Genomic DNA, 22,077 nt, shown 5'->3' on the forward strand with positions numbered 1-22,077 from the left:
GAAGACCTTCTAGCAAAGCAATGAATATTATCTTAGGTCATAACTACTATGGTTCATCATCACCCAGTGGCGAAAACATGGCTTTCGATGCGGAGGTCTTGTTATTGCGCCAGCACGGACACACGCTTACACAGTTAGTGCGGCACAATGACGAGATTCGAAACCAGGGAGTGTGGGGCTGCGTACGTGGCGCGCTGAGTGCTCCTTGGAATCCTTTTAGCGAATGGGCCACAGAACAGTTAAGCAGGACGAAATCATTTGATATTCTCCATATCCACAACACTTTCCCACTTCTCTCACCTTCAGTATTTTATGCCGCAAAGAACTCAAGGCCAGCAACGGTTCTAACCCTTCATAACTTCCGAACCTTCTGTGCAGCCGGCATCCTGATGCGGGAGGGACGTCCATGTACCGAATGCCTTGATAAGCGAAGCGTTGGCCCAGCCTTACGCCACAAATGTTACAGGGGTGGAATCTTCGCAACGGCCCCTCTGGCGACTATGATATGGCTTCACCGCACACTGAAAACCTGGGAGAAGCAGGTTGACGCTTTTATAGCGTTGACCGAATTCCAGAAATATATCCTCTGCAATGCCGGACTCCCTAGCGCCCGTGTATTCGTAAAACCCAACTTTTACCCTACCCCTCCAGAGCCATTGCCGTGGGGGGAAAGAATACGCAAGGTTGCGTTTATCGGGCGGCTCAGTGTTGAAAAAGGCTGCAACGTCCTCATAAAGACGTGGAAACTGTGGGGCCGTGAGGCACCACTCCTCGAGATCATTGGAGATGGTCCTGAGCGTTCAAAACTTGAAGATTCAGTATCTGCTGCCGGTTTATCTAAAAAGATAATTTTCCGAGGCCAATTATCCTTCAATGAGGCACAGACAAGGCTGTCAACGGCTCGCCTGCTAGTAATCCCATCGCTCTGCTTCGAGGGGTTCCCAATGGTCATTCGGGAAGCCTTTGCTTTCGGCATCCCAGTAGTAGCTTCCAGACTTGGATCAATGCCTTGGATAATTGCAGAAGAGAGTACGGGGACACTATTCCAGCCAGGAGATGCCAAAGATCTCTTAGACAAGATACAAAATATTTGGGAAAATGATCACAAATTATCAACTATGGGTACAAACGCAAGAGAATCATTTTTGCAAAAATATACAGCAGATGTTAACTACAATGAGCTTATCCAAATTTATCAATTTGCCATTGATTACAGAAATAAAAAATTTTAGCAAAATAAACAAACGTCATCTGTCTCACTCAACGTTACTACACTTAATCACTTTTTTCATAAAATGTTACTTCACATTTCTCAGAAGGTTCTCAACCCCGATGCCATAAAATTATTTTTATCAAAATGACACAACACACACCGGTGGTTGACATCTTTGGATATCAAGTCAGCGCCCGCGGCGTTAGCGGCGACATTGAACAAGCGTGTCGATTGATTTTCGTGGGACACCACGGACAGTACATGGCCTGCGCAAACCCCCATTCACTCGTGATCGCATCAAGAGACGCACCTTTCCACACAGCCCTTCTGCAAGCGGATCTTCTGCTCCCAGATGGCGTAGGAATTGTTCTCGCTTCGCGAACTCTCAATCAAACTACATTGAGTCGGGTTGCAGGCTTCGAGTTTTTTTATGGGCTCACAAAGACTTTAGATCGGTTAGGGGGGGGACGATATTTTTTTCTCGGCTCTTCAAATCATGTCTTAAATGAGATAACAGTACGACTGAATCGTGAATTTCCATCGATAACGGTATGCGGAACACTCTCACCTTCATTCACTAAAGAGTTTAGTGACACAGAAAATGAATCGATAATTTCAGCGATCAACGCATCTAAGCCAGATGTTTTGTGGGTGGGCATGACTGCTCCGAAGCAGGAAAAGTGGATATACCGGAACAGGAACAAACTCACCGTGCCGTTTATCGCTGGAATCGGAGCAGTGTTTGATTTTTACGCCGGTACCAAGAAACGCTCCTCCGTTTTTTGGCAGAAGGTTGGACTTGAATGGCTCCCCCGTTTTTTGCATGAACCTTGTCGACTTTGGGAGAGGAATATGAGATCGACCCCCATATTCCTTTACTGGATCGCCCGTGAAAAATACAAGATTCTCTTCAAGCGATAGACCATCCCCGCACGCCCGGTTTTATGGACGCACTTACCGCCCTGGTAGAACGCTCCGCCTCACAACAACGGCATCCTGACCTGTAACGTCATGGGAATTTCCTTCATGCATCAGCGCGTGTTGGCAAGCATCTACCTGATTCTTTTGTTACTCCTGTTCAGGGAGAGCACCTCCTACTTGATCAGGATGTGGAACGGTGAGGAGCATACCTACTGCTATGTTGTCCCGTTCATCGTGGGATACCTCCTCTGGGATAAGCGCTGCATGTTGAGGGCTCGCCCCTCAACTCCTTCCGCGTGGGGGCTACTGCCGTTGGGAGTCGGGATTTTGCTCTACCTGTTAGGGGATTTGGGAGGGGAGTTCTACACGCTCTTCCTCTCATCCTGGTGCATGGTAGCAGGGCTGCTATTGATGCACCTCGGATGGCAAAAGCTCCGCGTTATCCTGTTCCCCCTGCTCTTCAGCATGGCCATATTCCCCTTTCCGGGTCTCATCAACAACACCCTGTCCCTCAACCTTAAGCTGGTCTCCTCGGCGCTCGGCGTGCACATCCTGCAGGTATTGGGCGTCACCGCGTTTCGCGAGGGCAACGTGATCGACCTGGGCTTCACCCGACTGCAAGTGGTGGATGCCTGCAGCGGGTTGCGCTACCTGTTGCCGTTGCTAATTCTCGGGGTGTTGCTGGCCTATTTCTTTCGCGCGCCGTTTTGGAAACGTGCGCTGCTGGTTGTTTCGACCGTCCCGCTGACCATCATCGTCAACGGTATGCGTATCGCTAGTGTGGGGCTGCTCTATCCCGTCTTCGGCGCACAGGTGGCAGAAGGATTTTTCCACGATTTTTCCGGCTGGCTGATCTTCATGGTGAGCCTTGTGGCCCTGCTTGGGGAAATGCGGCTGCTGAAACGGCTCCCGGAAAACCCGGCTGAACCTTCGTCCCCGAAATGCAGCCGTCACGACATCGCTGCCGGCGGCGCTTCGGCGCTCTGGCTCAAGTGGTGCGCAGCCCTTCTGCTGGCCGGGCTGGTGATAACGGTGAGGGTGGTGGATTTCCGTGAGCGGGTGCCGCTGGCCAAGCCTCTGTCGGAATTCCCCCGATCCCTCGGCCAGTGGCAAGGAAATCGATTGACGATGGAACGCGCAACTCTTGATTCCCTCAAACCGAGCGATTACCTGCTGGCTGATTTCAGGGACACCGGTGCCAAAACGGTGAGCCTGTACGTGGCATATAACGAGAGCCAGCGCAAGGGCGAATCAAGCCATTCACCCTCCAGCTGCCTCCCCGGAAGCGGTTGGCTCTTTGAAGGTTCCGGACTGACGATGCTCCCCATCGGCCCCCGTGGCGAACTCTGTTCTGTCAACCGGGCCGCGCTGCAGAAAAACGGCGAGAGGCTTCTTGTCTACTACTGGTTCCCCCAGCGAGGGCGGGTGCTGACGAACATGCTTGAACTGAAGCTTTACGCTTTTTGGGACGCACTCATGCTTCGCCGTACCGACGGGGCCCTCGTGCGATTGATTACGCCTATTGATGCCGGTGAACAGGCCGCCGATTCGGAACGCCGGGTTGCCGACTTCGCCCGGCAGGCCATGCCGGTCCTGGCAACGTTTCTGCCGAGTCGTTAAATGAACCTACTGACCACACTCATCGCATCGATGCTGCTGACAGCCGTGGCCATCCCGATCCTGTCACGGGTGGCGCTTTGGTGTAACCTGGTCGATCTCCCAAACGAGCGCAAGGTGCACAACCGGCCGATCCCCAGGGTGGGAGGCCTCGCCATGGTGCTGGGAACCTGCGCGCCGCTCATCCGCTGGGAATGGGGGAACGAGTTCCTGCACGCCTACCTTGCGGGCGCGCTGGTCCTGGTCCTCTTCGGCCTGGCGGACGACCTGTGGGACATTTCCCCACTCTGGAAATTATGCGGCCAGTCCATCGCCGCAACGGTAATCATCGTCGAGGGAGGGGTGCGCATCGCGACCCTCGGCTCGTTGTTGCCCGCATGGCTGACCGTCCCGGCCTGGATGCTGACGGCATTGACCCTGATCACCATCGTCGGCGTGACCAACGCCATCAACCTGGCGGACGGGCTGGACGGCCTGGCCGGGGGGATTAGCCTGCTGTGCATCGCCGAGATCGGCTTCATGGCCTGGCAGGAGGGCGACGCCATCATCTGCCTCATCGCCGTGGCGCTTTGCGGCGCCATCTTCGGCTTCCTGCGCTACAACACCTTTCCCGCATCGGTCTTTATGGGAGACACCGGAAGCCAGTTCCTGGGCTTTTCGGCGATCACGCTCGCACTGTCCCTGACCCAGGGTGTGACGCCCCTTAGCCCGGTCGTTCCGCTGCTCATCCTCGGCTTCCCGGTTCTCGACACTATGACGGTGATGACAGGGCGCATCGCCCGGGGATGCTCCCCTTTCGCGGCCGACAAGACCCACTTCCACCATAACCTCCTTGCCCTGGGCCTGCACCATACCGAATCGGTCCTGGTGATCTACCTGATCCAGGTCTCCCTCGTGGTGGCGGCCTATTACCTGCGCTTCTTCTCCGACTGGCTCCTGCTCGGAGGTTATCTGCTCTTTTCGACGGCGGTGCTTGCCCTTTTTGCCCTGTCGCGGAAAAGGAATTGGGAGCCAAGGCGCACCCGGGCGTTGACGCGTGTCAAGGAGCGCCTGCGCGTCATGCGCGACGAGACGCCGGTGGTCATCTACATGTTTCGCGCGTTGTGCTTTCTGTACCCGGCGCTACTCGTTCTGACCTTCGCCTTGTCAGGACCTCCCAGCACCCCTTTTGCCCTTTCGGCCGTTGTGTTCATGCTGGCGCTGGCCGCCATGCGTTTTTTGCTCCCGGCGGGCTTTGAACCTCTGCTCCACGCCATCATCTACCTAATCGTCCCCTACGGGGTCTACCTCTCGGGGCAGTGGCTCGACAGCCAGGCGCCCCTTGCGGCCAGGGCATGCAACGTCGTGTTCGGCCTCGTCACGTTCCTTTTCATCCTGGTCCCCAAGGTGACGCGACGCAACGCGGCCTTCAAAAGCACCCCGATGGATTTCCTCATCGTCTTCCTGGCCGCGGCTGCGCTGCTGCCGGAAGCGGCGACGCCCGATTTCAGGCTCGGCATGGTCGCAGTGAAGATCCTGATCCTCTATTACGGCTGCGAGGTGCTGATGGCTGAATTGCGAGGGGAGTACGCAGTCTTGGCGGGCGGCACGGTAGCCGCCCTGGCGATACCGGTGGTACGGTGGGCCGTGTGATGCCATTCATATCGGCAAGGGAGGACGATATGCCTCGCGCAACGGTAGTGCTCGTGCTCGCGCTGCTCACCTTCCTGAACGGGTGCAGCAGCCCCGACGAGAAGAAGATGCGTTTCTACAACAAGGGGAAGGAACTCATGGACAAGGGGGACCTGGTAAAGGCCTCCCTGGAAATGAGGAACGCCATCCAGATCGACCCGAAATTCGCCGACGCGCATTACCTGCTGGGCCTGGTTGAGTTGCGCAAGGGGAACGTATTCCGGGCCTTCCAGTGCTTCCAGAAGGTCGTGCAGATCGCCCCCGACCACCTAAATGGCCAGGTGGAACTGGGCAAGCTTCTTTTGCTTCTGGACGAAAAGGGGAAGGCCCAGGCCCAGGAAAAGGCCGACCTGGTACTCAAGGCGCGCCCGGACCACGGGGAAGGGATGATGCTGCAGGCAGCCATCCATATGGTCAGAAAGGACTGGGGACGGGGGCGCGAAATACTCGAGCGGCTGATCGCGGGAGGGGTAACGAAGCCGGACGCATACCAGAGCCTCGCCCTGGCGCGCCGGGCCATGAAGGATGACGCGGGTGCCGAGGCGACACTGAAGGAAGGGGCGCGCAGGAATCCGACCTCTGTCGGCATCCTGAAGTCGCTGGCGGATCTTTACGCGGCGAAGAATCGGGTGGACGACGCTGCGGGGAGCATCAGCGAGATGATGAGGCTGGAACCGGCCAAGTACGGGTACGGCATCACCCTCGCCGGCCTGTACTGGGATGCCGGCCGACTGGACGACGCCCGCGCCCTCCTGGCAAAGCTGCGGGCCACGCACCCCAAACATGAACAGTGCCTGCTGGACCTGGGACGGTTCTACTTGCTGCACCGGCAGCAAAACGAAGCCGAAGCGCTTCTCAAAGAGGGGATCGTGAATGTTCCTGAAAGCTTCCGTCTCCGCACCGCGCTTAGCGAGCTGTATGCGGCAACGGGAAGAAACGAGCAGGCAACCGTCCTGCTCAAGGAGTGCATCGCTCTCGCCGGGAACGCCAAAAAACCTGAAGCGATCCAGGCAAACAACCTGCTCGCCCGCGGCTGCTTCCTGAGGGGCGAGCTCGGCGCGGCGGAAGGATACCTGGCCGAGGTGCTGAAAGCGAGCCCCCGCAACATCGACGCCACCTACCTGAAGGGGCGCATACACCTGGCAAGGAAGGAAGGCCTGGCGGCGATGACCGCTTTCCGCACCGTCACCAGTGACCGCCCCCAGGAAATCGACGGCTACCTGTTCCTGGCCGATGCCCAGCAGATCAACGGCGAGCCGAAGCTGGCCCTGGAAACGCTGCAGCAGGCGGAACGGTTGGAGCCGGATTCGCTGCGGGTCAACCGGGCCTTCGCGCGGTTGTCGTTGCTGCAAAAAGAGTATCGCCAGGGGGAACGGAGAATGACGCAGTACCTGGCAAGGCACCCTGACGACCTCGAGGCGCAACTGGAGTTGGGCGACCTCCACTTCCTGGCCGGAAATTACCGCGGGGCCGAGACGGCGTACAGGCATGTGAAGCAAAAGGCGCCCGGTTCGCCACTCCCTTACTGGCGCCTTAGCGACCTGCATGCGCAGGAAGGGAACCCGGCACGCGCCGCTTCGGAAATGGAAGTCGTGGTCGGCAAAGTGAGCCCCGACAACGTCCAGGCGTCACTCGCCCTGGCAGGCCTCTACGCGCGCGCCTCTCAGGTGTCGAAGGCGAAGAAAACCTACGAGAGGCTTTTCGCCAGCCATCAGAAAGAGTGGCGCGTAGTGAACGATTACGCATACTTCCTCGCCGAAAACGGCGGTTCTCCCGCCGACCTGGAGCGGGCCGGACGGCTGGTCGGCGATCTGGCGCGAAAGCGGCCGGACGACCCGAGCCTCCTGGATACCCTCGGCTGGATCGAGTACAAACGCGGAAACTACCCAAAAGCGATGGAACTGCTGGAAAAAGCGGACGCCAGGCGACCGGGGCACCAGACGATAAGCTACCACCTCGGCATGGCATGCATGCGTGTGGGTAAAAAAGACCAAGCCCGCAACTGTTTGAGCAAGGCGCTGGCAGGGGGTGATTTCCCGGAGAAACAGACTGCATCCACGATGCTGAGCCAGCTCTGACATCGGCAGAACCGGCCATGCCATGCCTAAACGGTGCATGCGCCGTGAAGATCAGAACCTCACGGCAGAAAGGGGATCAGCCATGCTGGAAACCGTCAGTTCGGTCATGCTGAAGATCGTTTCGCTAGCAGTCACCGCCGTACTCTGCCTTGGCGTCAGCTGCGCCCAGGCGGCCCCTCCCGCGGCGCTCCCCACCACCGTCGGCGAGTACCTTGTCGGACCGGGGGACATCCTGGGCATCGAGGTATGGAAGGATCCAAGCCTTACTAGGACCGTGGTCGTCCTCGCCGACGGCAAGATCGTTTTCCCGTTGATCGGCGAAGTGGCGGCTGGCGGCAAAAGCGTGGCAGCGCTCAGAAGCGAGCTCGCAGAGCGGATCTCGATCTATGTCCCGGAGACGAACCTGACCCTCGAGGTGAAGCAGGTGAACAGCCTGTTCGTCTATGTCCTTGGGCGGGTGAACAACCCCGGCCGGCTCCAATTGAACGGTAATGTCAACGTCCTGCAGGCACTCGCCATGGCAGGAGGGCTCAACCCCTACGCCAAGCGGGGGAGCATCAAGATATTCCGGGAGGAAGATGGCGCAACCCGGATCATCCCCTTCGACTACGACGACGTGACAAGCGGCGCACGCCTCCAGGACAACATCACACTCAAACGCAGCGATGTGCTCTTCGTGCCGTAGCAACCCCAAGGGGATTTGGTGCGCCGGGGCCGTTTGCGCCATGCTGCTCCCGCTGGCTCACCCCGCGGCGGCGCCCGCTGCCCAGACCGCGCTCACCCCGTCGCTGTCAGTGATGCAGGAATACACGGACAACCTTTTCACCAGTTCCTCTCACCGCTTCCAAACCTTCATCTCCCACGCCAGACCCGGGATACGCGTGACCGGCAGGAACGAGCTCTTGAGCGGTTCCCTGGCGGCGCGGCTCGATGCGCTGCATTACAGCAGGGACAGCCAGATGGACAAAGTGGACCAGATCTATGAAGGGAACGGCACCTGGCGCCTGACGCCGTTGCTCGCCCTTGCCGCTGACGCTTCATACCGGAGGGAGTCGTGGCCCGACCGCGAAATCGAGAGCAGCGGCCAGCCGCTAAGCAGTGCCAGCCGACGCCACAATTACGGAGCCCGGGCCGAACGCCGTGTCGGCGAACTGACGTCGGTCCTCCTTGACTACCGCTACGAAAGGATCGACTACGCCCGTGACGATGCCTTATCCGACGTGACCGTCCAGAGCCTTGGGGCCGCCCTTGGCTACGACGCGCAGCGGCTTCTATCCCTGCTCAAATTACGCTGCGCCCTGCGTTTCAGCCGCAGCGAGTACACGGCCTCGCTCACCGAGAACTACGAGTTGAGCGTCGGCGGCAGCATGCAGTTAAACGAACTCTGGTCCTTCTCCGTCGATACGGGGGGACGCTACACGAAAACCGAGCTCCAGGGGGCCTCACTTCCCACCTACAGCATGGCGCACCACGGCGCCGGATGGACCTTCAGGGGGGCGCTTGATTACACAGGGGAGAAGTTCAACGGGAGCCTCGCATACGCAAGGGAACTCAGCAACGCGTCGGGAAGCTACGGAACGTCTGTGGAAAGGAACATCGTGACCCTCAACCTGCGTCAACGGATCAGTTACCAACTCTTCGCGCTGGCCGGTGCCGGGTACTACCGAAGCAAGGCGGATGCGGTCTCCGCACTTCTTGGGAACGCGGACGAGTCCAGCGTGCGGGGCTCGCTGTCGCTGCGCTACGAGTTCAACCGCAGCTTTACCGCAGACTTAGGCTACGAATGCTTTCTCCTCGACAATGAGAGCCCGGCCGGGACCGCCTTCCGGAACAAGCTGTTCGTTCAGCTGACGGCCCGGACCGATCTTTTCGAGTGAAGTGTCAGGACAGGGAGGGTGCAGTGGACAGCGAAATCAAAAGCGTTCAGGACATCGTGGAAATTCTCAAGAGGCGCAGGCGTCAGCTCCTCGTTCCCGCAGCGATCATCCTCCTGGTTGCCGTCGTTGCCGCCCTGACCCTGCCGCGGAAGTACCGCTCGACCGCAACGATCCTGATCGAGGCGCAGGAAGTGCCGAGCGAGTACATCAAGGCGAACATCACCAGTTTTGCGGATCAGCGACTGCAGGCGATCAACAAACGGATCATGGGGACGCCGAGGCTCATCGATTTGATCAAGCGGCTGAACCTGTATGCGGATCTGCGCAACAAGGTATCCCTGGAGGACGTGGTGGCGGAGATGGTCAAGGACATCAAATTCACCACGATAAGCGCGGACGTCATCGACCCCCGCTCGGGCAGACCGGCCCAGGCGACCATCGCGTTTTCCATCAGCTACACCGGCACCACGCCGGAGGTCGCACAACAGGTGACCACCGAACTTTCATCGCTATACATGGAGGAAAACCTCAAGGAACGGGAGAAGCAGTCCCTTGGGACCTCCAAGTTTTTCCAGGGCGAGATGGAGGCGGTCCAGGCAAGCCTTGCCGACATCGAGGGGAGAATCGCGGCATTCAAAAAAAGGAACATCCAGTCGCTTCCCGAGCTGTCGCAGGTCAACATGCAGTCATACGACCAGGCCGACCGCGACATAAGGCAGCTGAACGACCAGATGAGAACCCTCAGGGAGAGAGAAGAGTTCCTGCAAAGCCAGCTGAGCAACGTGCAGCCGGAACTCGCCGCGAACGACAAGGAGGCGCTGAGGCAACTTCATTTGAGGCTGGCCGATCTGACCAGCCGTTTTTCCGACCGCTACCCGGACGTGATCAAGACGAGGAGAGAGATTGCAGAGCTAGAGCAGCGGATCCGGTCAGCCAACCGTGAGCCGGCCGTAGGTACGCCGGACAACCCGGCCTACATCAACCTGCAATCCCAACTGGCAGGAACCCGTTCCGAAATCGAATCGGTGAGGCGCCAGATTGCCGACACCGCCAAGCGGCGTGCAAGCTACCAGAGCCGGATTTTCGCGACCCCCCATGTAGAAGAGGCGTACAAAAGCCTGATGGTCGAGCGGAACAACCTGCAGCAAAAATACGACGACCTATCCAAAAAATCCATGGACGTCAGGATGGCCCACAGCATGGAGAAAGAGCAGCTTGGCGAGCGTTTCACCCTGGTCGACCCGGCCCGGCTGCCGGAGCGCCCCTTCAGCCCCAACGTGCCGGCGATCATCCTGATCGGACTGGCACTCGGCATCGGCTCGGGGGTGGGATGGGCGGCCGTAAAGGAGGCCTGCGACCAATCGGTCAGATCAGCGGACGCTCTCGCCGAGCTCACCGGCGTCACGGTCCTCGTGACCGTCCCGCACATCGTCACCGCGACGGATCGGGGCTCAGCCAGGAACAGGCGCTACCTGGCCACGGCCCTGGTAGCCTTTGGGGCCATCATCGGCCTCGTTGCCGTACACTACCTGGTGATGGATCTGAATGTCCTCTTGACGCAGATTTATCGCAAATCGCCAGGTTAGAAGAGGAGACCATCATGTCCATGGAGAACAGTGCCGACGCGGTTCGGCTCATAAAACTGCCGGAGATGGCGCAAAAGCTGCAGGAGAACGAGGCGGCCGCCCACCTGGAGCCGAAGGAAATGGAGCAAGTGATTGCGCCTTCGGAGGAGCAGGAAATGGCGGAAACGTCATGGGACAAGGCGAAGGTCGGATGGCTTTCCCCGGTGTATTCCGTCTCCCGTACTGTGCGACTCGACATGCAGACGGTGCTTAATAACAGATGCATCGCGATTGACAACCGGATCCCGGAGGTAGAGACGTACAGAATTCTGCGCGCACAGATCATGAGCCGATTTGAGGAAATGGGGTGCGGCAAGACGCTGATGGTCACCAGTGCCGTCCCGGGGGAAGGAAAGACAACGACGGCGATCAACCTGGCCATTACCCTCGCCAAGGAGTTCAGCCAAACGGCCCTGCTGGTGGATTGCGACTTCCGGCAACAGCACGTGCACCGGCTACTTTGCTATGAGAGCAGCAAGGGGCTCATTGACCACCTGCTGCATGACGTCCCGTTTTCGGAGATCGTAGTCTGGCCCGGGATTGAAAAGCTGACTGTCGTCTCCGGCGGCAAGACGATGAACGGATTCAGCGACCTGCTCGGTTCCCCGAGGATGCGCAGCCTGACCGAAGAAATGAGAGACCGCTACCCAGAGCGGTTCATAGTTTTCGATGCACCGCCGGTTCTTTCCTGCGCCGACACCATGGCGCTGGCCCCGCTGGTTGACGGCATCATCGTCGTGGTCAGATCAGGCAGGACACCTAGAAAGGAAATCGTAAATGCCATGGCCAGGTTGCCTCAGCGCAAGATCATTGGGGTGGTCCTGAACCAGATGTGAGTCGATCACACCGTCGCACTTCGCCAGCACAGCGTGCAAAGCCGCCTTGCCGCAAAGCTGTCGAACTTGCGGCACACACAGAAGAACCGGCAAACCGGGCATCAGCCGAGGTTGCGAACTGATCCCCCGGATAGTGCAGACTTGAAGCAAGCCGCACCCCCAGAGGGGGCATGATAGGTCGCACGAAAGGTTACACGAACTGCTGCACAAACAAAAAGGGTTACCCCGGAAGAGGTAACCCTTTTGAATGACGGGTGGTGCGAGAGAGGGGACTTGAACCCCTATACCTTGCGGTGCCAGATCCTAAGTCTGGTGCGTCTGCCAATTCCGCCACTCTCGCAAAATCGTACGCTTGAAACGACAAACCCCGCTGTTAACGGGGTTGGCCTTTATGGTTGGGGTGGGTAGTGGGATTCGAACCCACGTATGAACGAGTCACAGTCGTTTGTGTTAACCGCTTCACCATACCCACCATATTCAGTTGTGGCACGCCTGAGAGGGTTCGAACCTCTGACCTACGGCTTAGAAGGCCGTTGCTCTATCCAGCTGAGCTACAGGCGCAGAAGTAAAGCCTGCTGTTGAGTGGTCGGGGTGAGAGGATTCGAACCTCCGGCCCCCTGCTCCCAAGGCAGGTGCGCTAGCCAGGCTGCGCTACACCCCGATTCAAGAAGCACGTTTATAGCACAGCCTCTGGAGCCGCGCAACACCTTTTTTATGCCCCCCGAGTTTTTCTCGAAGCCGTTTTACAACCCCTTCAAGGTAAAGACGCGAAGCAGCAAAGACACAAAGAGGATATGCAAAAAAGATAATATTTACCCAGCCTTGCCTTCCTTGCATCTCCGCCCATTGGCTTATTTGCGTTGATAGGCAAAGCCCTTTCTTGCTTTCGAAGGGACTTTGACCTTATCCCCTTTATCCCCTTTATCCCCTTCATCCCTGTTAAACGGTTTTCCGCTTTGCTTGCGTCTTAGCTGCTTTGCGTGAGTGCCTCTTTGAGCATCTGCATGGCGCGTCCGCGGTGGCTGATGGCGTTCTTGATCTCCATGGGAAGCTCGGAGAAGGTCTGCCCGTACTCCGGTACCATGAAGAGGGGATCGTAACCGAAGCCCCCCTCCCCCCGCGGCGCCTCCAGGATCACCCCGGCAAGGGCGCCGTCGAAGGTCCGGCAGGTCCCGTCGGGAAGGCAGAGCGCTATGACGCAGTGAAACGCGGCGCCCCTCTTCTCCATCGGAACGCCCTCAAGCTCGCGCAAGAGGAGCGCGTTGTTGTCGGCGTCGGTCGCCCCCTCACCGGCGAAGCGCGCCGAGTAGACGCCTGGGCGACCGCAGAGATGATCTACGCAAAGCCCCGAGTCGTCGGCAAGAACCGGCCGCCCGGTGCAACGCGCCGCGGAGAGCGCCTTCTTTATCGCGTTCTCCTCAAAGGTCGCCCCGTCCTCCACGACGTCCGGGAGATCGGGGAAGTCGGCCGGCGAGAGTATGGTATCCACCACGCCCCGCAACAGTTCTCCGAACTCGCGCAGTTTCCCCTTGTTTCCCGATGCGACCAGGAGCTCTTTCATGCCTGAAGCGCCTCTCTCTGGATCTCGAAGAGACGGGTGAGCCCCAGCATGGCGTGGCCGCGCATCGCGTCCATCTGGTCGAGGGTGAAAGGCTCCGCCTCGGCCGTTCCCTGCACCTCGACAAAACGCATCGAGGAGGTCATCACGAAGTTCATGTCCACCTCTGCCGAGGAGTCCTCGGGATAGTCGAGGTCGAGGAAGGGGGTTCCATCGACGATGCCGACGCTCACCGCGGCGACCGCCTCGCGCAGCGGGCTCTGGGAGAGTTCCCCGGCGTCGACCAGGGTCTGCAGGGCGTCGGCCAGCGCGACGTAAGCTCCGGTGATCGAAGCGGTGCGGGTGCCGCCGTCGGCCTGGATCACGTCGCAGTCGATGAGGATGGAGCGCTCGCCCAGTTTTTCCAGGTCGACCACCGCGCGCAGCGATCTGCCGATCAGGCGCTGGATCTCGTGGGTGCGTCCGGAGAGTTTCCCCTTTGCCGACTCTCGCTGGTTTCTGGTGTGCGTTGCGCGCGGCAGCATGCAGTACTCCGCGGTGACCCAGCCCGTCCCCTTACCTTTCAGGAAGGAAGGGACCTTGCCCTCGATGGTCGCGTTGCAGATGACCTTGGTGTCCCCGAACTCGATCAGCACCGATCCCTCGGCGTGTTTCAGGTAATTGCGCGTGATTTTTACTTCCCTCAATGCATCAGCCGCACGGCCGTTTCTGCGTGTCATAAAGCTCCTTTAAAACCGGTTCAACGTTCAACGTTCAGCGTTCAACGTGTCATTTGCCAACCTTGCAGCAGTTACGTTAATTGTTTGCTGGTTCTGTATACCCGCTCGAACAAGCGCGGATACTATCATTTTCTCGTACAGCGGTCCGTGCCGCCACGTCTGCCCTAGCTTTCAGCAAAGGTCAAAGCCCTAACGTTGAACGCCGAACGTAGAACGGCTTCACCGCTTCGGGTTCACGTTCACCCTGCCCCGTCCGCCGTTGTCGTAGATCTTAGGTCCACCCTCGCCCCAGCGGTTGTTGGGGACGCGGAACTCCTCGTTGCCTGCGTTGTAGATATCATGCCCGCCGTTACCGGAGATCACGTTGTCCCACGCTACTGCGGAACCGTCGAAGACGAGCACTCCCTGTGCACCGTTGCCGGTGATCACGTTGTCGCTCACCCTCACCCGCGAACCGGTGAGCGAAAGCCCGTAGTCGCTGTTTCTGGCAAGCTTCGCACCGGTCACGCTCCCCTCGGTCTCGAACAGGGTAACGCCGCGGCCGTTGTCGAGCACCGCCCCGCCGGCGAGCTTCAACCTGCAGCTGTCGCAGGAAAAGGCGGAGCGGTTCATGGCAAGACTTCCGTCCTGCAGGTAGATCGAAGTGTGCCGCGCCTCGATACCGACCCGGTTGCCGACCACGCTCACGCCGCGTACGGTCGCCTCGCTCTGCAAAAAGCTCATGCCGGTGTCGCAGTCGGAGGCGCCCCCTCCCTCCATGGTCACAAGGGCATCCTGGAAACGCATCCCGGTGGTGCTGCGCTCGGCGCGCACCCCCTTCAGGGTCACGTTCGCGAAAAGCGCTTCGACCCCGGCGGCCGCCCCTTCGATGCGGCAGTTTTCCAGGAGGTTGTTCTTCTCGCTACCGAGTAGGACGATCCCCTGCCAGTCACCGGCGGCGGGCGCCGCGAAGAGCGACGTGAAACGGATCGGCTCCTCCTTGCTCCCGGAGGCGACCAGCCGTCCTTGCACCACGAGGACCGGGTCCCCGGCCCCTTTCTTGAAACGAACCACGGTCCCGGGCTCGACGGTGAGCGTCGCCTGTGGGGCCACGGTCACCGCCCCCTCGACAAGCACCTCCCCCTTCCAGACGGTGTCCTCGGCGAGAACACGGTCGGCAAAGGTGCTCTGCGGCTTGAACGGCGCCTCGGCGCGCTCGGGAGCGGGAGCGGGAACGGGGGCAGAAGCAGGCGCGGTCGGCGCGGCGGCGGCGGGAGTATCGGCGGCCTGGGCCTGATGGCAAAAAAGGGCCGCCAGAAGCAGCCCGTGGATAAGTAGTATGGGATATCTCTTCATTTTGGTGGTATCTGCAGGCTTTCCTGGTGATAGACCTTGTTCTTGCCGCGGCGCTTGGCCAGGTAGAGCAGGGAGTCGACGATGTTGAACAGCTCGTCCATCTTGTCCGCGTTGTCCGGGTAGCTCGCGACACCGATACTCACGGTGACGCCGCGGTTCGCCCCGTCCACGGGCCTCTTCGCGGTCCCCTGCTGCACGCTGTCACGCAGGCGCTCCGCGGCGAGGATCGCCTGGTCGAGGCGGGTTTCGGGTAAAAGCACGATGAACTCTTCGCCGCCGTAGCGGAAGGCGACGTCTACGGAGCGGATCGTCTGCAGGATCAGCTCCCCCATGAGCTCGAGGAGTCTGTCGCCCGTGGCGTGACCGAAGCTGTCGTTGTAGCTCTTGAAGTCGTCCACGTCCATCATGATGATCGAGAACGGCTTGTGGTACCGCTTGGCGCGCGCCATCTCCTGCCGGAAGTACTGCTTGAAGTAACGGTGGTTGTGCAGTCCGGTGAGCGAATCGGTGATGGCCAGAAGCTTGGTCCGCTTGTGCAGCGTCGCGTTATGGATCGCCATCGCGGCGAAGGACGCGAGAATCGAGAGGAGGTTCAGCTTGTCGCGGTCGAAGCACCTAGGCTCGAAGTCATCGAGATAAAGGATGCCGACGATGCGTTCCTGGAAAACGAGCGGAACACACACAAGCGAGCGGATCCCTTCCTTTAGGGCAATCGGGTTCTTGAAGAACGGGGTCTGCTGGGTGTCCTCGATGTAAAAGATCTCGCCGGCCAGAAGCACCTGCTCGGTGAGCCCTCCGGGGGTCACCTCCCAGCGCTCCTTCTTCACGAAATCGGCGGTGAGACCCGAGTGCGCGTGCAGGCTAAGCTCGCGCCTCGCATCGTAGTAGAGCGCGACGCTCCCCGCCGGGGTGCCCGCGAACCGCATCGCGCTCGTCAGGATCGCCTGCAGCACCGTGTCCAGATCCAAGGTAGAGACGACGGCTTTGGCGACCTCTATCAGATCCTTGAGCCCCTTTACCTGGGACTCAAGCGACTCCTTCTGGCTATTGCAATCACACTGGCTCATGGAGCCTCCGGGAAGGAAAATTAACCCGTCATTAATAACACAGCGGGGCTCCCGTTGTAAATGCCCCTGAGGCGTAAACACCGGCATTTTCGTTTTTTATGACGGCCCGAAATTTTAATCTATTAACGCTTGACTTCGTCATACATCTTGTGGTTTATTTCTCGCCGCCCACTAAATGTGGTATTGAGCGATTCGCATGGCGACATGATAATTTATCCAAGGAGAACGAAACGTTATGAAGAAGACCGCCGAAAAGGGACAGATCCCGGGCCTCACCAAGAACGCACAGACAGTACTAGAGAAGCGCTACCTGAAGAGGGACCAGTCAGGCAAGCCTCTTGAGACCCCCGCCGACATGTTCCGTCGCGTGGCGACCGCGATCGCCCAGGCCGACGCCGTCTTCGACAAGAAAGCCGACCTCTCCGCGCTCTCCGACAAGTTCTACGCGATGATGACCAACTTCGAGTTCCTCCCGAACTCCCCGACCCTCATGAACGCGGGGCGCGAGCTTGGGCAGCTCTCCGCCTGCTTCGTGCTTCCGGTGGGCGACAGCATGGACGAAATCTTCGAGTCGGTCAAGCACACCGCGCTGATCCACAAGTCCGGCGGCGGCACCGGCTTCTCCTTCTCCCGCCTGCGCCCGGCCAACGACGTGGTCATGTCCACCACCGGCATCTCCAGCGGCCCGCTCTCCTTCATGCGCGTCTTCGACGTCGCCACCGAGACCATCAAGCAGGGCGGCACCCGCCGCGGTGCGAACATGGCGATCCTGCGTGTCGACCATCCCGACATCATGGACTTCATCATGTGCAAGAACGACCAGCGCCAGCTGAACAACTTCAACATCTCCGTCGGCATCACCGAGGAGTTCATGAAGGCCGTCGACGCGGACCGCGACTACACCCTGATGAACCCGCGCGACAAGAAACCGGCCGGCAGCCAGAACGCCCGCAAGGTGTTCGCGCGCATCGTGAAGCAGGCCTGGGAAAACGGCGAGCCGGGCATCATCTTCCTCGACCGTCTGAACAAGGACAACCCGACCCCGCACATAGGCGAGATCGAGTCGACCAACCCCTGCGGCGAGCAGCCGTTGCTTCCGTACGAGTCCTGCAACCTGGGCTCCATCAACCTCGGCAAGATGGTGGCCGGCGGCAAGGTGAACTGGGACAAGCTGAAAGAGACGGTGAAGACCGCCGTGCACTTCCTCGACAACGTCATCGAGGTGAACAACTACCCCTTGGCCCAGATCGACGAGATGACCCGCTCCAACAGGAAGATCGGCCTCGGCGTCATGGGGTGGGCCGACATGCTGATCATGCTCGGCGTCCCCTACGGCTCCGAGGAGTCCATCGAACTCGGCGAGAAGGTGATGCAGTTCATCAACGACGAAGGGCACGCCGCCTCCCGCGAGCTCGCCAAAACCCGCGGCGCGTTCCCGAACTTCAAGGGTAGCGTGTACGACGTCCCCGGCGGCGCCGCGGTGAGAAACGCCACCGTCACCACCATCGCCCCGACCGGCACCATCTCCATCATCGCCAACGCCTCCTCCGGCGTCGAGCCGCTCTTCGCCGTCTCCTTCGTGCGCCAGGTGATGGACAAGAACATCCTCGTGGAGGTGAACCCGCTCTTCGAGAAGATCGCCAAGGACCAGGGCTTCTACAGCGACGAGCTGATGCAGCGTATCGCCGAGCACGGCACCGTACAAGACATCAGCGCCATTCCCGAGGACGTGCGCGACGTGTTCGTCACCGCCCACGACATCACCCCCGAAGAGCACATCACCATGCAGGCGGCCTTCCAGCGCCACACCGACAATGCGGTATCGAAGACGGTCAACTTCCCGCGTGAAGCGACCATCGAAGACGTCGAGAAGGTGTACCGTCTCGCCTACGAGATGAACTGCAAAGGGGTGACCATCTACCGTGACGGCTCCCGCGACGAGCAGGTTCTCTCCGTCGGCAAGAAGGAAGAGCCGAAGGTTGTCGCGCCGATGACCGCGGAAGAGAAGCGCAACAAGCGCGAGCGTCCGAAGGCGCTCAAGGGTTGGACCTACCAGATGCAGACCGGCTGCGGGCCGCTGTACATCACCATCAACGAAGACGCCACCGGCCTCTTCGAAGTCTTCACCACCATGGGCAAAGCAGGCGGTTGCGCCGCCAGCCAGTCCGAGGCGATCGGTCGCATGGTGTCGCTTGCCTGGAGAAGCGGCGTGCAGGCACGTCAGGTCGTGAAGCAGCTCCTCGGCATCTCCTGCCACAGCCCGAGCGGTTTCGGCGACAACAAGATCCTTTCCTGCGCCGACGCAGTCGCCAAGGCGATCCAGTCGCACCTGGCGATCACCGGCCATGGTGAAGTCGTCGAAGCCCCCGCCTTCGAGAAAGGCGCCTGCCCCGAGTGCGGCGGTGTCGTGGAGCACGAAGGCGGCTGCGCCGTCTGCCGCGTCTGCGGCTACTCCGAGTGCGCGTAGCGAGGTAGTTTGAAGGGACAGCTGCGAGGGGTCTTAAAGACGCGCTGAGCAAAGAGTAAAAATGAAGTAGCATTACACGAAGGGGGCCGCATGCATGTGCGGTCCCCTTTTCGTTTTCGAACCAGCCCTGATGCCCCCCCCTAGCCTTTGGCTTACAAAATATCCCGACCTGAAAAAACGCCCGCTTCAGCATGTCCTGAAGCGGGCGGCTACTACCTGATTCTACTCTCCTGCTAGAAGAGGTAATACAGGGAAAGCCCGGCGCGGTAACCGTCCACGGATTCGAGGCGGATGTCGGATCCTTTTTCTTTCTGGTCAGTGGCGACTACGTAGGCGACGCTCGGAAGCAGATAGAGGTTGTGCGCCATCTGGATATAGCTGGCAAGTTCGAAGTTGAATTCCTCATTGGCCGTAACATTGCTCGTTGAGGTGTTGAAGTTGGCGTCGATCTTCGCGTCGAGGGTCACCGTATGGTTCATTTCCTTCTCCAGGCCCAGAGAGATGGTATGGGTGTCCTGCTCGCCGTGATTGCGAATGGTGGCGCGATAGATGGCATACGGGGTGTTATGATCACCCAGGTTGGTGCTCGCGGCGATGAAGGGGCTCACGTCGGTGGTGCCGGTGCCGGCGTCATCGTTGCCTGCCGTATCGAATTTGAGGCCCAGGCCCGCAACCACCGTGAACGGCTCTTCCTCACCGCCGAGCAGGCGGTATTTCGCCTGGAGTGCGAAGTCCCCAAAGCCGTCCCGTTTCTCATACTCGGGCTCGAGCCCGTCAACCTGCACTTTCATCCGTTCGCTGAAAACGTATGGCATGAAAGCGGACACTTCCAAGCCGTGCCCAAGGCCGACACCGAGGGAGTAGATGGATTCCGTAGTGTTCGTAAAAATTTTGCCCGATTCAACAGCGCCTTTCACGTCGCCGCTTGCGTGGGCGTACTCGAACTGCGCCTGTGCCTCAACTTGGTTCTTATTGAGAACCTCCGTGACGAGCAATTTGTGCTCCGCGTGGGCCGCGCCCGCGGTCAAAAGCACTCCTCCCAGTACAGCCGTAATCATTTTCTTCATGTAGCAGTCTCCTCCTTCATTGAAATTCATCACCGCCGCCTGCCTCACATTTCAGAGCTTCAACCATGCAGGGCGACGAAGGCAAAATATTTTAATACAACAAATGATCGTGACAAACAACGTTAAATGCCTGAGATCCTATTAGGAAGACATTCCTCGTGTGACGGAAGCGTTCCGTCGCCCGGCGAATGCGTTCCTCGGGGCACGGAAGCGTTCCGTCGCTCAACGAATGCGTTCTTCGGTGCACGGAAGCGTTCCGTCGCTCAACGAATGCATTCTTCGGGTCACGGAAGCGTTCCGTCGCTCAGCGGATGCATTCCTCGGGGCACGGAAGCGTTCCGTCGCTCAACGAATGCATTCTTCGGGTCACGGAAGCGTTCCGTCGCTCAGCGGATGCATTCCTCGGGGCACGGAAGCGTTCCGTCGCTCAGCGGATGCATTCCTCGGGGCACGGAAGCGTTCCGTCGCTCGGCGGATGCATTCTTCGGGGCACGGAAGCGCTCCGTCGCTCGACAGATGCATTCCTCCGGGCACGGAAGCGCTCCGTCGCTCAGCGGATGCATTCCTCGGGGCACGGAAGCGTTCCGTCGCTCGACGGATGCATTCTTCGGGACAGGGAAGCGTTCCGTCGCTCAGCGGATGCATTCCTCGGGGCACGGAAGCCTTCCGTCACTCGACGGATGCATTCTTCGGGGCAGGGAAGCGTTCCGTCGCTCAGCGGATGCATTCCTCGGGGCACGGAAGCCTTCCGTCACTCGACGGATGCATTCTTCGGGGCAGGGAAGCGTTCCGTCACTCAGCGGATGCATTCCTCGGGACACGGAAGCCTTCCGTCACTCGACGGATGCATTCTTCGGGGCAGGGAAGCGTTCCGTCACTCCAAGAATGGGTTCGCGGACCGAGGGGCCTTCCGGATGTTGAACGGATGATGTGACAAGATGCATGGAGGCGGGGGCCGGTCCCCGCAGCATAGGGACCGGCCGATTGCTGCGGTCACGTCGGCGGGCTAGGTAATAACGATCCCAACGGGTTCACTCCACGGACCGTACTCGTTGTTGCCGACACTTCTGACTCTGAAATAATACCAGGTCGCCCGTTCCCGATTGCCAATGATGGTCCGAACCAACGTCAACTGAGCGTAATCTTCGAATGATTCTTCCCCCTGCGGATGTCCCTTGCAAATCTGCAATTGGTAGGAACCGGCCCCGGGGTCTTTATCCCAACTCACGGTGACCTCCCCGATTTGCGGGCCGTTCTTCACCCTAAGCACGTGGCCTAAAAAAGAAACGGGCCGGGCGTAAATCCTTTTAGTCTTTTCCTTCAAGGTGAAGCCGTTGTTATGAAGCCACGCCTCGTCTTTATCCTTCTTTGCCCTGATCACGAGGTAGGCGGCGTTGATATAAACATCGTCCACCGCCGCCGAGGTGGCCATCTGGAGTCCTTTCGTCGTGCGCAAGTTAAGCGCCAAAGCCTTCTCCCATTCATTCGCGATGTTTTCCTTGTGGATCCTGAATTGCGGTGACGTCGGCACCCATGAGTCCATCAGGGTACTGATCTTGATGTGCGCAGCCTGTAAAGTGGCGGCATCATCGAGCCACGTCACAAATTGCGGAGGGGCCATACTCGCATGGTTCATCACGAATCTGTCCGTAGGGTTCATGTCTCTCCTCCCGTAAAATGAATTTTCTCCAATCTACCAGAGCATTCCACGCCGTCAAGTGGCTCGTCTCACCACCGCTCCCCCCCATACCCGGTGGATCGCTTAACGAATGCCCGTGGCGTAGCGTCACGGGTCGGAAGCCGCACCGCATGAAACAAGAAGCAAAGTAGTAACGAGGGTGGCATTAAGACGGACGCGCTGAGCATGTAGTATTGGACCTATCAATGCGGGTACTATTGGTTTGTGGGGGGATGCGCGCCGGAATGGAAACGATGCTGACTGCCGCCGGAGTTTGGCTGGCAGGTCACGGGGCAAACCAGCAACGGAAGTAGTGCCGTCTCAGGCGGACCGGGGAAAAGATGTGGG

16 protein-coding genes and 4 tRNA genes are annotated in these 22,077 nt (G+C 59.2%); 10 read left to right on the top strand and 10 right to left on the bottom strand.

The annotated features are described in order from the left end of the window. Positions 1-20 precede the first annotated feature (20 nt). From D6Z24_RS17235 to D6Z24_RS17275, 9 genes are all read left to right on the top strand, one after another. Positions 21-1,232 (top strand): glycosyltransferase family 4 protein, encoded by a 1,212-nt coding sequence (locus D6Z24_RS17235; protein WP_129127857.1) that lies wholly within the window; start codon positions 21-23, stop codon positions 1,230-1,232. 242 nt (positions 1,233-1,474) lie between these two features. Continuing rightward, entirely contained in the window at positions 1,475-2,134 is a 660-nt protein-coding gene (locus tag D6Z24_RS17240) for a WecB/TagA/CpsF family glycosyltransferase (RefSeq protein WP_198419577.1), read from the top strand. Between the two features lie 105 nt (positions 2,135-2,239). Further along, positions 2,240-3,754 (top strand): VPLPA-CTERM-specific exosortase XrtD, encoded by a 1,515-nt coding sequence (gene xrtD / locus D6Z24_RS17245; RefSeq protein ID WP_246014709.1) that lies wholly within the window; start codon positions 2,240-2,242, stop codon positions 3,752-3,754. After that, on the top strand, positions 3,755-5,383 hold the full coding sequence (locus tag D6Z24_RS17250; RefSeq protein WP_129127860.1) for an MraY family glycosyltransferase: 1,629 nt from the start codon (positions 3,755-3,757) through the stop codon (positions 5,381-5,383). 29 nt (positions 5,384-5,412) lie between these two features. Further along, positions 5,413-7,500 (top strand): tetratricopeptide repeat protein, encoded by a 2,088-nt coding sequence (locus D6Z24_RS17255; RefSeq protein ID WP_162605167.1) that lies wholly within the window; start codon positions 5,413-5,415, stop codon positions 7,498-7,500. Positions 7,501-7,582: 82 nt separating this feature from the next. Then, positions 7,583-8,185, top strand: coding sequence for a polysaccharide biosynthesis/export family protein (locus D6Z24_RS17260; protein ID WP_246014710.1), 603 nt, complete (start codon positions 7,583-7,585; stop codon positions 8,183-8,185). Positions 8,186-8,225: 40 nt separating this feature from the next. After that, the gene (locus D6Z24_RS17265; RefSeq protein ID WP_129127862.1) at positions 8,226-9,377 is read left to right on the top strand and encodes a porin family protein; all 1,152 of its coding nucleotides are present in this window, start codon (positions 8,226-8,228) and stop codon (positions 9,375-9,377) included. Between the two features lie 23 nt (positions 9,378-9,400). Continuing rightward, positions 9,401-10,963 (top strand): GumC family protein, encoded by a 1,563-nt coding sequence (locus D6Z24_RS17270; RefSeq protein ID WP_129127863.1) that lies wholly within the window; start codon positions 9,401-9,403, stop codon positions 10,961-10,963. A gap of 14 nt (positions 10,964-10,977) precedes the next feature. Next, positions 10,978-11,838, top strand: a complete 861-nt coding sequence (locus tag D6Z24_RS17275; RefSeq protein ID WP_129127864.1) for an AAA family ATPase — start codon at positions 10,978-10,980, stop codon at positions 11,836-11,838. A 255-nt stretch (positions 11,839-12,093) separates the two neighbouring features. Here the strand turns inward: D6Z24_RS17275 and D6Z24_RS17280 are convergent. The 8 genes from D6Z24_RS17280 to D6Z24_RS17315 all read right to left on the bottom strand — a co-directional run bounded on the left by D6Z24_RS17280 (position 12,094) and on the right by D6Z24_RS17315 (position 16,517). Further along, a tRNA-Leu gene (locus D6Z24_RS17280) sits at positions 12,094-12,178 on the bottom strand. Positions 12,179-12,234: 56 nt separating this feature from the next. Beyond that, a tRNA-His gene (locus D6Z24_RS17285) sits at positions 12,235-12,310 on the bottom strand. Positions 12,311-12,322: 12 nt separating this feature from the next. Beyond that, positions 12,323-12,399, bottom strand: a tRNA-Arg gene (locus D6Z24_RS17290). A 22-nt stretch (positions 12,400-12,421) separates the two neighbouring features. Next, positions 12,422-12,499, bottom strand: a tRNA-Pro gene (locus D6Z24_RS17295). A 306-nt stretch (positions 12,500-12,805) separates the two neighbouring features. Then, entirely contained in the window at positions 12,806-13,399 is a 594-nt protein-coding gene (locus D6Z24_RS17300; protein WP_129127865.1) for an XTP/dITP diphosphatase, read from the bottom strand. Then, positions 13,396-14,115 (bottom strand): ribonuclease PH, encoded by a 720-nt coding sequence (gene rph / locus D6Z24_RS17305; protein ID WP_129127866.1) that lies wholly within the window; start codon positions 14,113-14,115, stop codon positions 13,396-13,398. Before rph ends, D6Z24_RS17300 begins: the two co-directional genes overlap by 4 nt. A 219-nt stretch (positions 14,116-14,334) precedes the next feature. Further along, entirely contained in the window at positions 14,335-15,450 is a 1,116-nt protein-coding gene (locus tag D6Z24_RS17310) for a right-handed parallel beta-helix repeat-containing protein (RefSeq protein ID WP_129127867.1), read from the bottom strand. Then, positions 15,447-16,517, bottom strand: coding sequence for a sensor domain-containing diguanylate cyclase (locus tag D6Z24_RS17315; protein WP_129127868.1), 1,071 nt, complete (start codon positions 16,515-16,517; stop codon positions 15,447-15,449). Before D6Z24_RS17315 ends, D6Z24_RS17310 begins: the two co-directional genes overlap by 4 nt. 235 nt (positions 16,518-16,752) lie before the next feature. Here D6Z24_RS17315 and D6Z24_RS17320 point away from each other — a divergent pair, with 235 nt between their 5' ends. Continuing rightward, positions 16,753-18,984, top strand: a complete 2,232-nt coding sequence (locus tag D6Z24_RS17320) for a vitamin B12-dependent ribonucleotide reductase (RefSeq protein WP_129127869.1) — start codon at positions 16,753-16,755, stop codon at positions 18,982-18,984. Positions 18,985-19,217: 233 nt separating this feature from the next. On the opposite strand, the gene D6Z24_RS17325 is transcribed toward D6Z24_RS17320, so the two are convergent. Further along, a complete protein-coding gene (locus D6Z24_RS17325; RefSeq protein WP_129127870.1) occupies positions 19,218-20,051 on the bottom strand; it encodes a hypothetical protein in 834 nt (277 codons plus the stop codon). Positions 20,052-21,057: 1,006 nt separating this feature from the next. Further along, on the bottom strand, positions 21,058-21,711 hold the full coding sequence (locus tag D6Z24_RS17330; RefSeq protein WP_129127871.1) for a fibronectin type III domain-containing protein: 654 nt from the start codon (positions 21,709-21,711) through the stop codon (positions 21,058-21,060). Positions 21,712-22,077 lie beyond the last annotated feature (366 nt).

The organism is Geomonas oryzae (genome assembly GCF_004117875.1).
Taxonomy (GTDB): domain Bacteria; phylum Desulfobacterota; class Desulfuromonadia; order Geobacterales; family Geobacteraceae; genus Geomonas; species Geomonas oryzae.